Origin of the sequence: Mycobacteroides sp. H003 (assembly GCF_001440135.1) — a bacterium.
Classification (GTDB): Bacteria; Actinomycetota; Actinomycetes; order Mycobacteriales; family Mycobacteriaceae; genus Mycobacterium; species Mycobacterium gwanakae.
On sequence record NZ_LJYL01000022.1, the window covers coordinates 91,905 to 109,367 of the forward strand.

Annotated in this window: 16 protein-coding genes and 1 pseudogene; 6 read left to right on the plus strand and 11 right to left on the minus strand. The window is 66.4% G+C overall.

Annotated elements, in window-relative coordinates:
- Positions 1-60 precede the first annotated feature (60 nt).
- From AOT87_RS16190 to AOT87_RS29370, 10 genes are all read right to left on the minus strand, one after another.
- Positions 61-654, minus strand: a complete 594-nt coding sequence (locus tag AOT87_RS16190) for a hypothetical protein (protein WP_007172182.1) — start codon at positions 652-654, stop codon at positions 61-63.
- Positions 651-1,466 carry a transposase gene (locus tag AOT87_RS16195; protein ID WP_231588340.1) on the minus strand — a complete coding sequence of 272 codons (816 nt, stop codon included), beginning with the start codon at positions 1,464-1,466 and terminating at the stop codon, positions 651-653. Before AOT87_RS16195 ends, AOT87_RS16190 begins: the two co-directional genes overlap by 4 nt.
- Positions 1,460-1,930, minus strand: a complete 471-nt coding sequence (locus AOT87_RS16200) for a hypothetical protein (RefSeq protein ID WP_007172184.1) — start codon at positions 1,928-1,930, stop codon at positions 1,460-1,462. The genes AOT87_RS16195 and AOT87_RS16200 overlap by 7 nt, the downstream gene beginning before the upstream one ends.
- Positions 1,927-4,128, minus strand: coding sequence for a site-specific integrase (locus tag AOT87_RS16205; protein ID WP_047324007.1), 2,202 nt, complete (start codon positions 4,126-4,128; stop codon positions 1,927-1,929). Before AOT87_RS16205 ends, AOT87_RS16200 begins: the two co-directional genes overlap by 4 nt.
- Positions 4,125-5,849: a hypothetical protein gene (locus AOT87_RS16210; protein ID WP_007172186.1), complete on the minus strand. Its 1,725-nt coding sequence runs from the start codon at positions 5,847-5,849 to the stop codon at positions 4,125-4,127. Before AOT87_RS16210 ends, AOT87_RS16205 begins: the two co-directional genes overlap by 4 nt.
- Complete coding sequence (locus AOT87_RS16215) at positions 5,849-7,318, minus strand: site-specific integrase (protein ID WP_162839945.1); 1,470 nt, start codon at positions 7,316-7,318, stop codon at positions 5,849-5,851. Before AOT87_RS16215 ends, AOT87_RS16210 begins: the two co-directional genes overlap by 1 nt.
- 89 nt (positions 7,319-7,407) lie before the next feature.
- Complete coding sequence (locus AOT87_RS29365; RefSeq protein WP_007172188.1) at positions 7,408-8,037, minus strand: hypothetical protein; 630 nt, start codon at positions 8,035-8,037, stop codon at positions 7,408-7,410.
- Complete coding sequence (locus tag AOT87_RS16225; RefSeq protein ID WP_007172189.1) at positions 8,034-9,257, minus strand: hypothetical protein; 1,224 nt, start codon at positions 9,255-9,257, stop codon at positions 8,034-8,036. Before AOT87_RS16225 ends, AOT87_RS29365 begins: the two co-directional genes overlap by 4 nt.
- The gene (locus tag AOT87_RS16230; protein WP_007172190.1) at positions 9,254-10,186 is read right to left on the minus strand and encodes a tyrosine-type recombinase/integrase; all 933 of its coding nucleotides are present in this window, start codon (positions 10,184-10,186) and stop codon (positions 9,254-9,256) included. The genes AOT87_RS16225 and AOT87_RS16230 overlap by 4 nt, the downstream gene beginning before the upstream one ends.
- Complete coding sequence (locus AOT87_RS29370; RefSeq protein ID WP_007172191.1) at positions 10,155-10,433, minus strand: hypothetical protein; 279 nt, start codon at positions 10,431-10,433, stop codon at positions 10,155-10,157. The genes AOT87_RS16230 and AOT87_RS29370 overlap by 32 nt, the downstream gene beginning before the upstream one ends.
- A gap of 135 nt (positions 10,434-10,568) precedes the next feature.
- Between AOT87_RS29370 and AOT87_RS29375 the strand changes: the two are divergent.
- The 6 genes and pseudogenes from AOT87_RS29375 to AOT87_RS16255 form a co-directional block, all read left to right on the plus strand.
- Positions 10,569-11,136, plus strand: a pseudogene (locus AOT87_RS29375) (tyrosine-type recombinase/integrase); the annotation flags it as partial.
- Positions 11,096-12,205 carry a tyrosine-type recombinase/integrase gene (locus AOT87_RS16235; protein WP_007172192.1) on the plus strand — a complete coding sequence of 370 codons (1,110 nt, stop codon included), beginning with the start codon at positions 11,096-11,098 and terminating at the stop codon, positions 12,203-12,205. The pseudogene AOT87_RS29375 and the gene AOT87_RS16235, both read left to right, overlap by 41 nt.
- Positions 12,202-14,457 (plus strand): tyrosine-type recombinase/integrase, encoded by a 2,256-nt coding sequence (locus AOT87_RS16240; RefSeq protein WP_007172193.1) that lies wholly within the window; start codon positions 12,202-12,204, stop codon positions 14,455-14,457. The genes AOT87_RS16235 and AOT87_RS16240 overlap by 4 nt, the downstream gene beginning before the upstream one ends.
- Positions 14,447-14,887 carry a DUF6262 family protein gene (locus AOT87_RS16245; RefSeq protein WP_007172194.1) on the plus strand — a complete coding sequence of 147 codons (441 nt, stop codon included), beginning with the start codon at positions 14,447-14,449 and terminating at the stop codon, positions 14,885-14,887. The genes AOT87_RS16240 and AOT87_RS16245 overlap by 11 nt, the downstream gene beginning before the upstream one ends.
- A gap of 225 nt (positions 14,888-15,112) precedes the next feature.
- Complete coding sequence (locus tag AOT87_RS16250; protein ID WP_007172195.1) at positions 15,113-15,439, plus strand: helix-turn-helix transcriptional regulator; 327 nt, start codon at positions 15,113-15,115, stop codon at positions 15,437-15,439.
- Positions 15,440-16,302: 863 nt separating this feature from the next.
- Complete coding sequence (locus AOT87_RS16255) at positions 16,303-16,908, plus strand: hypothetical protein (protein WP_131727352.1); 606 nt, start codon at positions 16,303-16,305, stop codon at positions 16,906-16,908.
- Here AOT87_RS16255 and AOT87_RS16260 read toward each other — a convergent pair.
- Positions 16,909-17,463, minus strand: a 555-nt coding sequence (locus AOT87_RS16260) for an IS30 family transposase (protein ID WP_240483256.1), incomplete at its 5' end; no start/stop codon positions are given.

Consider the following 17,463-nt stretch of genomic DNA (forward strand, 5'->3'; position numbering starts at 1 on the left):
AGAAGCTGATGTTGGGATGCTATCTGCTGCAACAGGTGTGGTGCAAGTCGACTCGCGGTTTCAGCGGGGCCGGCCTGGCGCGTTGAGTCGGGCCATGAGTTCGCGGTTGGTAGCGCGGGCGGCGGCGAGGTCTTCGTCGCGTTCGTCGAGTTGTTGTTGTTGGTCGAGGACCTGCTGTTCGAGATGGGTGATCCGTTGGTGGAGTGCATCGATGTCGGTTGGGGCGTCGAGCCCGGACTCGCGCCATGTTTGTTCGCCGAGTGCTTGGGAGAGCCGCTGCTCGAGTTGGCGGATGCGGGCGTTGAGCCGGGCGGCGCGTTCGTGGGCGGCGAGCAGGTCGGCCTGCAGTGAGGCTTGGGTGACCGTGGGGCCGGTGTGTTCGTCGGGGACTGGATCTGTTTGCAGCGCATGGATTTTCTCGAGTAGGTCGCGGTACCGATAGAGGAATGTGCGGTCGACTCCGGCCGCACGAGCGATCGCGGCCGCGCTGAGCCGGTCGCCGGCGGCTGCGGCTTGGTCGATCGCGGCCAGCACGCGCCGGCGTCGGCGCATCGAGTCGCCGCGACGGCCGTCGAGCATCGATCGGGTGCGTGTGCTCGACGAGACAGATTGTGCGCGTGTGTGATTCGACGTGGTGTCGGTGGTTGTGGTCATGCGGTGGCCTCCGAAGCGGGGGTTGCTGGTGCGGGTGGGGTGGCGGCGAGGGTGGGCATGCCGAGCGGGACCGTGTGGGCCGCACGATGACGACGCACGATGGCGACCGCGTCGTTGATCTGCGCTCGCTCCGTGTCGTCGAGTTCGGCGATGTCGCCTTTGATCCTGTTGATCAGTCGCCGGATTCGGGTGATCTCCTCCTCGGTGGGGGTGGCGTCGGCGCGGGCCCATTCGTCCACTCCGTCGATGGTGGCGGCCAGCCGTTCGCGGGTGCGCAGCAGGTCGTCCAGGTATGCCTGCAGGTCGGGCAGGAAGGCGATGTTGGTGCGGAAGTGATCGCAGCCGACGCAGCGGAATCGGATCGGGCAGGCACCGCCGCCGGCCTTGACGTTGGTTGGTTCGGTGCAGGTGCCGTCGGGGACGGCGACCTCGCCGATGGCGTGGCGGGCGCGCTCGGAGTCCAGCAGGGCGTGTGCGTCACGCCAGATCCGGTTGCCGTGCCGGTCGAAGCTGAGCGTGGTGACCGTGTCGACGGCGTCGCGGCGGCGGTCCTCGCCGATGCGGTAGTAGCGGCGGGTCACCGAATAGCTTCGGTGATCGAGCAGTTCGGCCAGGACGTCGATCGGGATGCCGGCGTCGGCGTGGCGTTGGGCGTAGGAATGGCTTGTCTCCGCAGTGGCTGTGTGCGGTCGGGTTCGTGTTGCGTTTGACGTGGCCGATTCTCGGCGTGGAGTTCGTGACGCTGATCGCCGTTCGTGTGGCGATAACGCGAAACCGATTGTGATGGACGTCACTGCCGGGTCGGTCAGCATGGTCCCATTACCCTCTGCTGGTATTTCGGGCGATTCGACGCGAGGCGGGTGATGCCTGCCGCCGGGTCGTTGGCCGTGCGGAGCCGAAGGATCTCGTCGTGCTGGGCAGCGATCCGGGCCAGGGCCTGGCTTCGGAAGTTGGTGAGCTCCTGGATTGTCGAGTTGACGTGGGCGAGGTTGTTTTTCAGCTTCTCGACCTCCGTCTTGAGGCGTTCGATCTGTGCGGTTTTCGGGTCCGGGGTTTCTCCGGCCTGCTGAAGCTGCTGGAGGCGGTGCTCGAATTCGGCGCGTAGGTGTGCGTAGGGCCGGGTGCCGTAGAAGGCGGTGCGGTCGACCCCGGCTGATAGTGCGAGGGTCTTGATATCGCAGTTGCCGCCGGGTGAGATCTCGCCGCGCAGAAGCCGGTCCATGGCGGCGCGGATGCGGTTCTCGTTGTGGATGCGTTGGGCGGCAGTGATTCTCATGCCTGTTCCTCGGGTGCGCTGGTTCCTGTGGCAGTGTCGATGCTGGTGATGACCTGGACGGCGCGGTCGTAGTCGGCCTGCAGACGAGCGCGTTCGGCGGTTCGGGTTTTGCCGAGTTGGCCGAGGAAGGTTTTGGTGCGTTCGGCGTGCTCGGCCCAGACGGGCCGGTGGTGCTGGTGGTGGGTGGCCTGCGGGCAGCGTGCGGAGTCACACATGCCGATCATCGGCCGGTCCGCGGTCAGGGTGCCTGCAAGTTTCAGGCAGAGCGCGCGGGAGGGGTCGGTGAACCAGCAGTAGTTCGCTGGGCCGAGGTGCAGCGCCGTGGCGCGTTTGGACAGCAGGTTGAGGATGTCGCGGTCGTTGCGCTGGATCTTCGGCGCCGCAGTGGCTTTGGTGTTCGGGTCGGTGTCGATGGTGGCGAAGAATTCGGTCAGGCTGCGGGCGCCGGGTCCGGCGGGCAGGATGCCTTGCTGGTAGTTGCGGAACTCGGCCAGCACGAGCTTGAGTATGTGGTCGGCCTCGAGCTTGTTGACCTCGGCCAGCAACTCTGCTTGAGCGCCGCCCGGTCGAGCCGCGTAGCCTTCCGTTGTCGCCGCGGCGATATGTTTGAGGTGCAGTTTTGCGGCGAGGACACCGCCAGGCCGGTAAGCCATCTCCAGGGCAACCGTTCTTCTGAGCATACGCAGTGCTACTGGTTCGTCGGGGATCGGGACGAGTCCGAGACGGGCTCCGGCCGGGGAATTCACCCAGGCGCGGAACCAGAGGTAGCGGACTCGGAAGCTGAACCGGGACAGCAGGAGAACACCGTCACGCGGGTCGTCGTGGAGCTGCTCGATGAGTTCGATCGCGCGGTGGACCGGTTCGATGACGACCCATTCGTCGTCGGTGCCGCCGAGGCCCTGACCTTTGATGATTTTGCTGGCGATGCGATAGCACTTCAGGCCGGAGATCGGTTCCTCGACCGGGCGGCAGCCGACCCGCAGTTCCATCAGCTCACTGGCCCGCATTCCGGACGCGCCAGCCAGGACAACGATCGCTGCGGTGCGGGCGATGCCGACCATGGCGACCGCTTCGGACCGGTGCACTGGCAGTGTCCAAGGCAGCAAGGTCGCACCATCGGCGGCCGGGACTTCGGCGGCGTTGCGGCCGAAGATCTTCTCGACTCCGACGGTGTTGAGGGTGTCGATCAGCGGTTTGCGCAGTGTGGGCATCCATTTCGCCCAGAACTGGACGTATCCGGCCTGCCGCGCCAGGGTCCCGGTGGAGACCGGCAGCAGCGGGTCGTTCGCGTCCCAGCCAGCCTTGAGTCTGCGGTTGACGTCGTGTTCTTCGAGCATCGGCAGCGGTGTGTCGGTCGCCCTGTGGTCGGCCAGCAGCATCGTGATGTCGCTGACCATCGCCGGGGAGCCGTGACGAAGCCCGGGGGCTCCGGTAGCCCAGACACGGTCGATCTTGCGGATCTGCTCGTTCAGCTCGACAACGTGCGGGCCGAGGATCTGCACCAGGTGCAGGGCCGCGGCCAGCATCGGCTGCAGCACTTCGGCAGGAACGGCAGGTGTCTTGTTTCCGTCGCGACCAGAAGGCATTTCGGCGACCGCGGATGCTGTTGCGCCGCCCCAGGGGCGCAGATCGGCCGGAACCCGGTCGGCGGTGAACAGGTCACGGTAGTCGACCAGATCGACGATCATCTGCGCGGCTGCGCGCCGGACGCCTGGGCTCTGCTCGCCAACGATGACGCCGTCGGGGTCGATCACGTAGCGTCGGAACGCCAGGTATTCCTCGCAGAGGTGGGTGTCGAGCTCGGTGAGGGCAGTGATGCCCCGCTGATCGAGCCAGCCGAAGAACTTGCCGGCCTCGTAGAGGCGGCTGTAGCAGCTGGTCAGATGCAGTGGGGTGCGGTAGGCGCGTGGCAGACGGACCACGGCATTGTGATTCGGGGCCAGCAGCGCCAGGATCAGCTCCTTGGCGACCAGCCGCCAGCGGGTGTCGGTGATGGTGGTGAAGTCGAATCGGCGTCGGTAAAGGGCCATTTGGACCGGGAGCCCGACCACGTCGGTGAAATCCCACAGGTCGTCGTCGAATACCGGTCGTGGCGTGCCGCCCGGCAGCGTGAGCCCGGCGTCGCGGCAGATGTCCGCGCCGGTGAACGGCGACCGTGGTTGAACGCCGGGTGCTGCGGTCGCGATTGTGCTCGTCATGCGGTGCGTTCCTCTGGGCGCAAGGGGATTTCGTCGTCGCTGTCGGTGACGCGTGCGGCTGCGACAGCGAGTTCGGCGGGGTCGAAGCGGTCGAGGATCTGGTCGATCCGGGCGGCGTAGGGGCCGAAGACGGTCATGAAGTGGGCGGCGGGCATCTGCTGCCACTGGCGCGAGAAGAATGCCTTGAGCCGCAGCAGGTTCACTGCGTGCCGCGGAGCGAACACCGCCAGCGGGCAGAGCAGGCAGACCCAGGGACGTGCCGGGCATGGTTTGCCTGCCGGCCCGTGTAACCCGGCCAGCTGATCGGCGCAGGCTGCGGTGAACACATCCCGCGCGCCACCGACCAGCTCGGCGAGCACGCCTTCGTCGAGCTTCATCACCGCCAGCAGCTGCGGGTAACCCTCGGCGAGCGCCGCCGCGTCTTCCTCGGTGATCACGGCCGGAGGGTGCGCGCGGCGGAGGATGTCGTGCTGGGCGTCGGCGATGATCGTCTCGACGGCGTGGCGTTGACCGGGAGTCGTCGCCGACAGGTAGTGGTCACCCTCGACCGCGGGCGTGTGGTTCGGGTCGATCGTGGCGCGCGCATTCCCGGTCCAGGACTTCTTGTCCCGCATCGCGTGATGGGTGGTGCGGATGCGGGACCGGTGCAGTTTCATCGGCTGACCGTCGTCGCCGACGATGCCATGGCGGCGCATCCACCGGCCAATCGCGGACCGGTTCACGTCATCGAGGCGGCGGGAGTAGCCGGGCTGGCTCATCCCCAACCACAGCGTGGTGCGCTCGTCCGGCGGCACGAAGCTGCGCAACAGCGCCGAGTGCGCCAGCCACTGCTCGAGCAACCGCACCGCCGGCCGCGGCAACGTCGCGCTCTCGGCGGCGGTGCGCCGTTTGATATAGGACAGCAGAACAGTCGAATCCCCGGCCCAGTCGATGTCCCCGATGTCCAAGTCGGCGATGCCGTCGGGGACGATGCCGGAATAGATCCCGAACAGCAGCCGGTAGGCGATCACGACCTCGAGATGCGGGAACATCGCCAGCGCAGCCTCGTGGAAGACAGCGATGACTCCTCGATGACGGAAAACGTTGATGGACATGCCAATTTCCTCAGCAGCTTCGCTGCTGCCAAGCGGGCCGAGTGTCGACAACAGCCAGCAGAAGTTCTGATGAGTCCACGCACCCGTGCCCGGATGCCGCCCTCCGGCGGCGGACGCCAGCGCGCGCCGATGTGCCGCGTAGGAGTCGTCGACCTGCTGTCGGCAGGCCATGGTCAGCCGCTGCCATGCGCCCTCGGAATAGGGCGGCAACGGGCGCCGATTGCGCTGAATGTTGAAGTGCCGCCCTGCGGCCAGCTCCAGCACCCCCTCGCCGAGACGGCCGCCGGATCGCGCATAACCTTCCACCAAGTACCGAGTCAGCGCCTCCAGCCAGTTCGGGCCCGCCATCCAGAACTGCGCCAGCTGTCCGCGCCGCAGATCGCCGACACCGCCGGTGAAACCCTGATCAGAAAGTGTTCGCACCATCCTGTGCAACCCACGCACGTACTGGTCGACGGTGCCAGCAGTATCGACGCTGCCGTGAGGATGGATCAGCTCCACCAACCCGGTGGCCAGATCACGCACCAACCCGGGGTTCGGCAACCCCGTGAGATCGAATGCAGCTCTGCTGCCGTCGCTGAACACGCAGGCCAAACGCAGCGGATCATCGAGCACCGTCGTCGGCATCACAGCTCCTCTTCGGTGTCGTCGTCGAACTCGGCGTCGGCTTCCCGCTGTGCGGCGGTATCCTCGGTGAGTCCCGCTGCGGCTCCGGCGGTTTCGTAGGCTTGCCGGTAAATCCGCGTCGTATCAAGACGTTTCAGGTATTTCTCGGTCGTCAGAACCGTGGAATGCCCGAGCAAATCGCGCAGCACCAGCAGCGGGTCGGCCTTGGTCAGGTAGAACACCAGCGCTGCGTCGGCGTCGGTGTCGCATACCAGCTTCGCTGCCTGTCGGTAATAGCCGGTCACCAGATATTCCAGCGTCTGCATCGAGAACGAGTGGCGGAGTCGGTGCGGGTGGACGTGCGGGAACCGTGGTTCGAACCGTGCGCGGATCCGGTCGGAGGTGCGTTCGAACACCGTCGCCCACGCCGTGAACGGGCCACCATCACCCTTCACCGCTAGCAGGCACGACCCGCCCTCGGGTGCCACCAGCCGCCGTCGCTCGGCCGGGGTGAGCGACTCCCAGGACCGGCGGACGCCGTTGATCCGGCCGCCACGGGCGTCCGGTTCGGTGACCTGCAGCGGTTCGCCCCGGCGTCGTGGTGGCCGCCAGGCCGATCCGTCGGTGACGGCAGCGCGGTCGAGCTGCAGGTAGTCGTGCAGCCCGGCCAAGGCGTCGTAGGAGATCCAGGTGGTTCTGAACTTGCGGCCCTTGGTGATTCCCGCAGGCACCGGAAACGGGATCGGGATCACCGTCGGCGCCGGCGGCAGAGCCGGGATTTCCCACGGCAGCAGATGTGTGAACTCGCCCAGCCGCAACCCGGTCGCCAGCGCGAGGTCCCCGATCGCGGCGTTGCGGGTCATCTCCCGGCCCGCGAACCCGGTGTCGCGGGTGCCATCCGGCGCCAAACCGCGCAACCCCTTCCGGAACAGGTCGGTGAAGTCCGGCTCCAAATACTTGATGGTCACATGCGGTTTCGGGGTGCGGCGCACCGCCAAGTTCACCCGGACATCGCGGCCGGTGCCGGCGAAGACCGCTCGCGCGGATCGGTAGGTGAACGGCTCCGCCTCGGCGTATCCCTCGTCCATCGCCCACCGGTAGAACAGCGACAGGATGCTCATGTGCTGCGCCCACGTGGTCGCCGCGAATCTCGCCCGGATTGCTCCGGCGGCGCGGTGCTCGGCGTATCGGCTCAGCCCTGCCTTGAGCCGGTCTCGCGAATCGAACAGGCCCACACCGTGTTCGGCGAGGAATTCCGTCCATTCCTTGACCGCCCGCGCGTAGTTCTCCCACGAACTCGGCGCCGGAGCCCCGCTGGCCGGAAGCAGCCGCAACCACCGATTGATCACCGTCGTCGGCCGCGGCACGGCCGGGCCGTCCTCGAACAGCAAGTCGTCATCGATCAGCACCGGCATCCCCTCTGGGATCACCGGCCGGTGCTCGACACCCCAGGACTGCCAGCCCTGCGACGAGAAAAAGCTCAAGATCACGACTGGAGACCATACAAACACCACACGGCCTCACCAAAGCAGAAACGCCGAGCACGCCCGGGCCTTTCAGGCCAATCGCAACACGGGAACTAAGCGGGGACAATGTGCCGGTAGGCGTAGGGCACGATCTTGGTCATGTCAAACTCGACTCCATCGCGGGTGCGCAGTGTCGGCAGGTCGGCCACCCAGTCGCGGTGGCGCGCCTGCAGGGTGGTTCTGCTGATTGCCTTGTGCCCGTCGGGATTTCGATAGGGCGTGGGCAGCAGCTTCAGCTTCGCGGCCAGGGTGTGGGGGAAGCGTTGACGGATTCGTTGTTGTTGGCCGGTGATCACCGCGGCGGTGGCCGTGCTGATCGGCAGCCGTCGGCCGAGCCGGTTGGCTTTGATGTTGTCGTAGACCAGTACGTCGCCGCCGTCTTTGTCGCGGGCCAGGCAATCCAGCGGCAGATTGAGGATGTCCTCGGGGCGGCGGCCGGTGTCGATGCCGATCTGGGTGGCGACCCTGACCTCGACGGGTTCGAGGGAGTCGAGGTTGGCGCACAGGACGGCCATGATCTCCGGTGGCAGGCATCGGCCGGGCTCGCCGCGTTCGGGGTCGGCGGGGATGTCGGCGCGTTCGATGGCGCAGTCGCCGGGCAACCCGGCCGCCGGCCGTCCGGTTCTCGTCAGCCCCAGGGATCGGATCCCGGCCAACACCTGCCGCATGTCACGGCAGATCATGTTGCGGCGGTAGCGACCGATCTGGCCGGTGAACTCCAGATGGCCGAGCCGGTTGAGGAATCCCTCCAAGTCGGTCCGGCCCAGCGCGGTCGGGTCAAGCCCGTGATCGGGTCGGCGATGCAAGTGCTCGGACAGCAGCCCGATGCTGTTGATCTTGCCGCGAACGCGAGAGGCGCCGCTGCCGCGGTGCTGGGGCAGTTGCTCGGCAGCCCACCGCTTCGCGGCCCCGGCCAGCCAGGGCTGGGTGATCTTGGTGAACGACAGCGTGCCGGGGTACCGAAGATCGCCAGATCCCAGCGGTCCTTATCCTGCTCGACACCCGGATCGGCCAACACGCGGCGGGCGTCGCGGGCGAACGAGGCCAGCACCGAGCGTGCACGCTTGCCGGGAGCCAGGCCCGGATCGCAGTCGTGGATCGAGCCGACCTGGTGGCGACGCAGCGTGTCGCAGACCGCTCGCAGCACAACGTCGGTGAGCCGCAAGCCATCCCTAACACGGGTCTGCAAGCCCGTCAGCACTTCCACAACTACCAGGGAAGGCAGCGCCCGCAGGTTGACCTGCCCCGGCTCGGCCACGCCCGATTCCCGGACCCGCCACCACTGTTCATCGAGTTCGGCATGCTCTTGCTGGTCCACGCTCCATCGCTGATAGTGGGTCGTGCAGTAGCCGATCGCGCCGTCGGCCGTGCGGGTGCACGCCGGCACCAGGCATGCCGGCAGCGGCGGCCTTGGCCGCACTCGCGGATCGCTCACGAACTGTTCCAGCGAGATCGGGATGCGCCTGCCCCGGAACTGTTGGGCGTGCGGTTCACACATCACCGCGTCCCGCACCGTCGGCGTGCACCGGCACTGCGGGACGGCGCAGCGTTCCGCGGGAACCGGTGCGGCGGGCAGGCTTTCGGCAGCGGCGATGTCCTCGACGCTCATGCCCATGCCGGTCAGCCTGGTGAAACATCGGTGGCAGATCTCGGGGGCGTCGTTGTGGACGGTTCCGACGCATCGTTCCACCCGGCACACCTTCCGGCCGAGCAGCCGATGCTGCGCGGGCAAGTACAGCACCCGGGTCACCGGATCCCATCCGGCCTCGTCAAGCAGTCCTTGGTCCAGCGCCCTGGCCAGGTGCGTGGCCGCGCCACTCAGGGCGGCCCCGTCCAACACATGCGCGAACTTGCAGGATTCCTCATCGCCCGGGATCGTCCTGGCCGACGTCACGGCGGTCACCGGCTCGCTCCGGTCTGTTCGCGGGGGCTGGGCACCGCGTCCACCGCGGCCCGCAGTCGAGATGCGTCCGGATGCAGGTAGATCTGGGACGAGGAGACAGCCGCGTGTCCGAGCAAATCAGCGACCACGTCGATACCGGCCCCGGCGTCGACGACGTTGCTGCCGTAGGCGTGTCGCAGCTGGTGCGGGCGGACCGGGGTGTCCAATCCGGCCCGGCGGGAGACCGCTGCCATCAGCTCGCCGATCGCGTCGGGCCGCATCGGCGCGCCGACGCGGCCGCGGAACAGGTTGACGAACACGAAATCACTACCCGCCGCGGCCGGAACTCGCATGCGCTCGAACTCGTAGACGTCGAATGCTTGCACGACAAGGAAATCCAGCGGCACCACCCGCTGTCGGCGCGATTTGGCCCACGCCCCGTTCGGGTTGTCGTCTCGGCGCACCACATGCAGATGCGCCCGAGCGACCTCGCATCCCAACCGGCGCGAATCCACCAGCAGGTGCACATCACTGCGCCGCAGCCCGCACACCTCGCCCCGACGCAGCCCGCCCCTGGCCATCAGCAGCACGATCAGCTTGTCCCGCGTGGACCGGCAGGCCCGCAGCAGCGCGACGATCTGCTCATCGCTGGCCCGATCGATCGTCGTTTCCGGTTCCCGCAACCGGTGCCGGGCCCGCATCCGCCATGCCAGGTGGCCATCGTCGTTGCGGGCTTCCGCCGGCAGGTCTCGGTCATCGGCCACCTCGTACAGCATCGACACCAAACCCGCCGAGCCGTTGCCGGTCGCGACCGCGTGCACCACCATCCCCCGCACCGCGGTGAGCACCCCGTTGATCCGCGATGGGCCCCGCGCCGGGGCGGCCCCCGGACCGGCCAACACCACTCCCGAAGCGACGTCATCGACGCCCGCTGGCCAGCGGTCCGGCATGGGCCAGCCACGTCATGAACAACGCGAACTGCTCGACACCGGCCTGCCAGGACCGGCCCGTCCTGGCGCACCAGCGCAGGAACAACGCGATCGCGTGTGCATACGCCTTCGTCGTGGATTCCGCGCCGTCGCGGCCGAACCGCTGATGCCGCAGATACTCATCGGCGATGCCGACTACCTGCAGATCCTCATCCAGCACCGTCCAATACCGTTGCCCGGACGGCAAACTCACCGGAAACGCTCGCATGGGCCCTCGCTTTCAAGTCGACAGTCAGAAACGACTACCAGCCACGAGCACCACACCCACGGAGAAACGCCGCACCGCCCACCAGATCACCCACTACGAGCGACGTCATGCAACAGGTCGCAGACCCCCGGAGAAGGCTTGCGGCGCCAAGAGGCGGTGGGGCTAGACCTGGTGGATCTGAGATCGAATCCAAAGCTACCGTCCTACGGGCGTTTTGGCGGCGTATTCGTCCGATTCGGAAAAGCGTCCCGCGGTAGTTCGCCGAAGCGACGCGTCGTGCTGACGGTGCCGGAAATGGACTGGATTGTCCAGGTTTTCGAGTCCTACCTGGAGGAGGTTCGTCCATGCTTTCGAGCGGGCCGGCATCCGGCGTTATGGGTCACCGAACGTTGCGGCCGTCTCTCCAGACGCGCCGCGAACGAGGCCTTTGTGGCTGCGCGTGACGCCGCGGGGTTGCCGCAGGAGCTGGACCTGCATTCGCTGCGCCAGACCCTACGTCACACACCTGACCGAATTCGATTACCCGGAGCGCTTCGTGCAAGTTCTCTCGAGCCCGCACAGGGGTGTCCACGACGTGCAACACGCACGTGGCGTTGGCGGCGATCTTCGTGGCGGAGGTGGTTATCTGCAGCGGTCCATCACGCAGATTCCACGGAGGTTTGATGCTTGTGCAACGGGTACTGATGCCCACTTCGTCGCTTGAATCCTGGACGGTCCTCGGCGACGGAGGCGGCTCGGTGGAGCCAATCGAGCGCTACCTGGCCTATCTGACCGACATCGAGCGGTCCCCGAACACGGTCAAGGCCTATGCGCACGACCTGAAGGACTGGTTCGTCTTCCTCGACGCTCGCAGCCTGAACTGGCGCGAGGTCCGATTGGAGGATCTCGGGGAGTTCGTGTCCTGGCTGCGGCTGCCGCCGGCTGGCCGGGCTGGCGCAGTGGTGCTGTTGCCCTCGGCTGAGCATCACTGCTCTGCGGGAACCGTCAACCGGAAGCTGGCGGCGATCAGCGGCCTCTACACGTTTCACGCCCGGCACGGAGTCGACCTCGGCGACTTGGTCACTGAACTGCACCCAGGTCGGCGCCGGCGCTCGGGATGGAAGCCGTTCCTCTACCACCTGAGCAGCGGCCAGCCGGAGCGGCGGCGCACGATCAAGCTCCGGACCCCGCGTCAGCATCCGACCATTCTGACCGCCGGTCAGGTGCAGGCGATCCTAGATGCCTGCATCCACCTGCGGGATCGCTTGTTGTGGGCGTTGTTGTGGGACACAGGGATTCGGATTGGTGAAGCGCTAGGTCTGCGTCACGAGGACGTGGCCGCTGCCGAGGGTGAGTTGACGGTCGCGCCGCGATCCAACGACAACAGGGCGCGCGCCAAGTCGGCGACACCGCGCACCATCCCGATCAGCCCGCAGCTCATCCGCCTCTACGCCGACTACCTGCACGACGAATACGGCGATCTGGACTCCGACTACGTGTTCGTCAACCTCTGGGGCGAACCGTTCGGGCACCCGTGGGGCTATCCCGCGGTCTACGACCTGGTGTTGCGGCTGCGCCGGAGCACCGGCATCGACTTCGATCCCCACTGGTATCGGCACACCTACGCCACGCGTTTGCTCCGCCAGAACACCCCGATCGAGGTCGTCAGCACGCTGCTGGGACACTCCTCGATCGCGACCACGATGGACATTTACGGGCATCTGTCCGTCGAGGACGCCCGCCGGGCTCTGGAGGCGGCCGGCTTCCTGACCGGGCAGGAGGTGCAGTGGTGACCGCGGCAGTCCCGCCGCTACCGTCGGCTGCGGCTCCGGGCTTGCTGCGCAAGCTGGTGGCCGCGGTTCGACCGGAGTTCCGGGTGGACATCCTCGTTCCCGAGCGTGGTGCGCTGGTGTTCGACACCGCGCCGTGCCGGGTGCCGGGCTGCGTGCGCCAACCGCGCACCCGCGGGCTCTGCAAAGGCCACTACGTCGGTTGGCAGCAAGAAGGCCGCCCGGACATCGACGTGTTCGCCACGACTGCAGCACCGGAAGGGCTCGGGCGCAAAGAGCTCACGGTCTGCGCCGTCCAGGGCTGCCGGTACGGAGGTGCTCGCCGGGGTTTATGCCCACGCCACCAAGGGTTTTGGGAACGGTCCGGCATCGCCGACCGAGACGTATGGCTGGCTGCCGTTGCTCCGGTGGATGATCCCGATCATCCCGTCTGCGCGTTGTCCTATTGCACGCTATGGACGCAGGGACGGTCGCCGTTCTGCGTCAATCATCGGTCCCGATGGGCAGCGGTGGGATGTCCCGACATCGACGAGTTCATCGTGCTCTGCGAGTCCTATGGCGACGACCGGTTCGACTTCCGACCGTTCGGTGATCGCCGACAGCTCAAATTGGAGATGCAGTACGCGCTGCAGTGCCGGCACGATGAACGCCAGGTCAAGACTCCCGCTGCCGTCGCGCGTCCTGTCATCGCACTCACGGCCGCCAGTGGGGTGGCCTCGCTGCTGGACTGGCCGATGGCACGTTGGATCGAGTTCTTCGACGCCAACCACGCTGCGCAACACGGCCAGAACGGACAGCTGGCGTTTCTGCGTTACGCCTATCGCTGTCTGGAGGACCTGCACTGCGGCAGCGGGTGGGAGGCCGAGTTCCCGCGCGACGTGTGGGAGCTGCACCGGCTCGGCGTCGAGGGCCGCAAGCGGCTGCGCTTCGACGGCATTGCGCAACCGTGGCTGCGGGATCTGGCCAAGCGGTTCGCCCGCTGGCGGTTAAGCATCGGACGCAGCCCCAACCAGACCTACATCGACGTCCAGGCGGTGACGCGTTTGGCCGGCTTCTTGGCGTCCCCGCCGGTCGACATCACCAGCCTGGCCGGCATCAACCGCGCGGTATTGGAGCGCTACCTGGCCGACCTGTCCACCGACCCCCGGGCACTGCACTCCCGCAGCCGCGACATCAGCTCGCTCGGTGCGTTCCTCGACGCGATCCGCCGCCACGAGTGGGACCACGACCTGCCCGCGAGTGCCGCGTTCTATCCCGACGACTTCCCCAAACCCGCGAAACGCCTGCCCCGCGGGCTGGCCGAGCACATCATGGCCCAGGTCGAACAGCCCGCGAACCTCGACGGATGGAACAACCCCGAGAGTCGGCTGCTCACGATCATCCTGATGCGCTGCGGACTGCGCGTCGGTGACGCCACCAAGATCGCCTTCGACTGCGTCATCCGTGGCGGCGACGGAGCTCCCTATCTGCGCTACACCAACGGCAAGATGAAACGCGAAGCTCTCGTCCCGATCGACGAGGAAGTCGAGCAGGCCATCGCCGAGCAACAACAGCGGATCCTGCGCCGCTGGACCAACGGCAGCCCCTGGCTGTTCGCCGCTCCGAAGATGAACCCAGACGGCCGCCGGCCGCTGACTACGCCCTCCTACCGCGGCCAGCTACGGGACTGGCTGGCGCGCTGCGAGATCCGCGACGAGCACGGCCGTCCAGTGCATCTGACTCCGCACCAATGGCGGCACACCTTTGGAACACGGTTGATCAACCGGGACGTGCCGCAAGAAGTCGTACGGGTGTTACTCGATCACTCCAGCGGTGAGATGACAGCTCACTACGCCCGCCTTCACGACACCACCGTCCGCCGGCACTGGGAGTCCGCCCGCAAGGTCGATGCCAGGGGCCAAACCGTTGCGATCGACCCCGACGGCCCACTGGCCGAAGCGAACTGGGCCAAGCAACGGCTCGGGCGCGTGACCCAAGCATTGCCCAACGGCTTCTGCGGGCTGCCAGTTCAAAAGACCTGCCCGCATGCCAATGCTTGTCTGACATGTCCGATGTTCGTGACTACGCCCGAGTTCCTGCCGCAACACCACGAACACCGTCAGCAAGTCCTGCAGATCATCTCCGCTGCCGAGGCGCGCGGTCAGTTACGCCTCGTCGAGATGAACCAACAAGTCCTGGGAAACCTCGACACCATCATCACCACACTCGAAACCGACTCCGGTTCAGAGGAATTGGATTCTGCTGATGCGGGCTGACAACACCCGGCACCTCATCGTCGCCGCCCGACAACGCCACGAACTCACCCGAGCCAAGGCGATCCAGGCATTGAGGACCCTCGACGCCGAAGGGCGCCCGGTCACCTTCGAGGCCGTGGCTCAAGCAGCGGCGGTGTCTCGGTCCTGGCTCTACGCGCAATCCGACGTCCGAGCTGAGATCGAACGGCTTCGCGCTGCCCACCGTCGAGCACCCGCGACACCGGTCCCCGCGCGGCAACGAACCTCGGACGCCTCACTGCTACGCAGGCTCGAAGCCGCCAACCAGCGCAACCGGAAATTGGCCGAGGAGAACCGCACGCTCCGAGACCAACTCGCCCGAGCACTCGGCCAGCAGCGCACCGCATCCGAAACCACGTCAACCCGCACCCCCCGGAAACGTCTCAGCTCGATAACGATCGGTCCCTGCTGAAAGGCCTCCCCCATGACCCCACCTCAAACGTCGACGACAACGTCCACAACGAAACACCGCAGGTCAAAGCCCCGAATAGGCCAGCGGCTCAAGATAATTCAACACCAAGTCGGACATTCCTATGCGAGCACCACGTCGATCTATAGCCACGTCTGACGAGTACCGCAACCGTTTGCTCCGTGAAGCGCTCACCAAACGCGGCATTGCCGTCGGGGAGGATCAACCGTGATCAAGAAGATGGGTTATCAGTGGCGGCTGCGGGCGCTGATGGCGCAACGGGAGCTGTACCAGACGACTGATCTGGTTCCGCTGTTGGCCGAACGTGGCGTGGTCCTGTCGCGAGAGCAAGTGTTTCGCCTGGTCACTGCGCCTCCCCAACGGCTCTCAATGGACGTGCTGGCAGCGTTGTGCGACATCTTGGAATGCTCGCCCAACGACCTGATCGAAATCGAAGCCGTCAATCAATCGGTGAAGAAGGCGGCCGGGGACTCACCGCGGGAGGTGCCGAAGGTGCGGCGCACGACTGTGCGTCGACCTGACCGCAGCTCATGAGAGGATCGGCGAACTTCAGGCCCGACGCGTGGGATCGAGTCCGCGCTCACGTAGTCCGCGCTCTTGGCGACCTATCGCTTGCAGATGCCGACCGCCTCCTGAAAGCTGCTCGTGTCGACCGGCCGAAAACGCTCAATCAGGTCGACGCGTACCTGGCCGCTCATGGCGACGGAGTGCTCAACCCGGACGCGTCCTGCCCGCGGGGGCTTATGCGCTTGACGCACGTACTGGTGGCTGATGGCCACGCGTCGGTGAAGCCGCCGGCCTGTACGAATTGTCAACAGCGCGTGTCTCTGACCGCGATCGGTCCGACCGGCCGCATTTGTGGTCGCTGCAGAGATCTCGATCGATCGTTCACGTGCGCGCGATGCGCAAAGACCTCTGTCAGCAGACGCGTCAATCTTCCCGACGGACCCGTGTGCACGAACTGTTACAGCCGCGACCCGTTGTCGCGCAAGGAATGTAGCATCTGCGGACGCCTCCGTCCCCGGGCACGTCGACTCGTCGACGGCGGCGTGCTGTGTCCCACGTGCGCGCCACCGCGCCTATACACCTGCTCGGGATGCGGACAACGGCGCCGCGCCCCGTACGTGGCATCGGAAGGACGCATCTGCACGAACTGCTACGCCAAAGCCAGCACCGTGTGGGTATGCGGATTATGCGGAGCCACCCGGCGCCGCCAAAGCAGCAGCGTCCTCGGCCCGCACTTGTGCGGCACCTGCCGCGCCATCACAACGAGGACCTATTCCGGGATACGTTCACCACACTCGAAATCCACCTGCGCGTTCTGCCGACAACGGCGCGTTGTAGCCCGCCATTGGCCAGCGGGGCCTGTCTGCACACCGTGCGTGCGCAAGGCGAAGATGTACCCGTCACCATGCGCGGCGTGCGGCCAGCAGGCGGTGCTGATCGGATTTGACCCCGACGAGCGCCAAATCTGCGGGCCATGTTCTGGCTCCACGCTCGACTACCGCTGCGCCAATTGCGGTCAACCGGGTATTCGCGCGCATAATCGATGTAGCCGCTGCCACACCGCCGAATTACTGCACAACGCCTTAGCCGGGCCGGATGGCCAGATACCGGCGCAACTGAAGCCACTGGCGGACGCTCTTGCCAACGCCAATGATCCACGCAGCGTCGCCGTCTGGCTCGGCAAGAGCGCCGCCGCGGAGCTCCTCATGAATCTGGCGCGCACCGGACAGACCATCACTCACCACGCACTCGATCAGCTCCCACCCGGTGGGCATGTCAACTACGTACGTGAAATCCTCGTTCGCACAGCAGTATTGACGCCGCGTAACGAATACCTCGAACGTATCGAGCCATGGGTGGATCGCCACCTAGCCAACTATCCCGCCGAACACGCACGGCTGGTCCGCAGCTACACCATCTGGTACCTCCTGCACCGAGCCCGCCGAGCCAAACAACCACTAAGCAATCCCGGGTGTCAACGGCGGGGTGGCTTCTAGTCAACGTCGCAACAGTTGATGGTCTGGTGAGGTTAGCAGCGCGGTGAAAAGTTCGGCGGGACTGCGGTCTTCGAGGGTGTGGCGGGGGCGGTTATTGATCTCGTATTCGACAGCGCGCAGATGGTCGGGTGTGTAGGTGCTTAGGCTGGTGCCCTTGGGGAAATATTGGCGTAGCAGCCCGTTCGCGTTCTCGTTGCTGCCGCGCTGCCACGGCGAGCGGGAGTCGCAAAAGTAGACCGGCACGCCGAGGTCTGCGGTGATGTCGGTGTGTCGGGCCATTTCGATGCCCTGATCCCAGGTGATCGATCGGATCAAGTTCGATGGCAGGCCACCCATGGTCGTGGCGATCGCGATACGCAGGGAGTCGGCGTCACGGGTGGGAAGGTGCATCAGCCGAATCAGGCGGGTCTGGCGCTCGACCAGGGTCCCGATCGCCGAGCGCTGGTTCTTGCCGACGATGTAGGGGTCGGACCGGGGCGCGGTGCCGGGATTGCTCCTGGCCCGTTTCCCCGGCCCGCCCTCCGCACCGGACGTGCGACTCTCGTCGCATCCGGC

Coding starts and splice junctions, on each gene's coding strand:
- AOT87_RS16190 (WP_007172182.1), bottom strand. CDS start 654: ATGACCACAACCACCGACACCACGTCGAATCACACACGCGCACAATCT.
- AOT87_RS16195 (WP_231588340.1), bottom strand. CDS start 1,466: ATGCTGACCGACCCGGCAGTGACGTCCATCACAATCGGTTTCGCGTTA.
- AOT87_RS16200 (WP_007172184.1), bottom strand. CDS start 1,930: ATGAGAATCACTGCCGCCCAACGCATCCACAACGAGAACCGCATCCGC.
- AOT87_RS16205 (WP_047324007.1), bottom strand. CDS start 4,128: ATGACGAGCACAATCGCGACCGCAGCACCCGGCGTTCAACCACGGTCG.
- AOT87_RS16210 (WP_007172186.1), bottom strand. CDS start 5,849: ATGCCGACGACGGTGCTCGATGATCCGCTGCGTTTGGCCTGCGTGTTC.
- AOT87_RS29365 (WP_007172188.1), bottom strand. CDS start 8,037: ATGATCTGCCGTGACATGCGGCAGGTGTTGGCCGGGATCCGATCCCTG.
- AOT87_RS16230 (WP_007172190.1), bottom strand. CDS start 10,186: ATGCCGGACCGCTGGCCAGCGGGCGTCGATGACGTCGCTTCGGGAGTG.
- AOT87_RS29370 (WP_007172191.1), bottom strand. CDS start 10,433: ATGCGAGCGTTTCCGGTGAGTTTGCCGTCCGGGCAACGGTATTGGACG.
- AOT87_RS16235 (WP_007172192.1), top strand. CDS start 11,096: ATGCTTGTGCAACGGGTACTGATGCCCACTTCGTCGCTTGAATCCTGG.
- AOT87_RS16245 (WP_007172194.1), top strand. CDS start 14,447: ATGCGGGCTGACAACACCCGGCACCTCATCGTCGCCGCCCGACAACGC.
- AOT87_RS16255 (WP_131727352.1), top strand. CDS start 16,303: ATGTACCCGTCACCATGCGCGGCGTGCGGCCAGCAGGCGGTGCTGATC.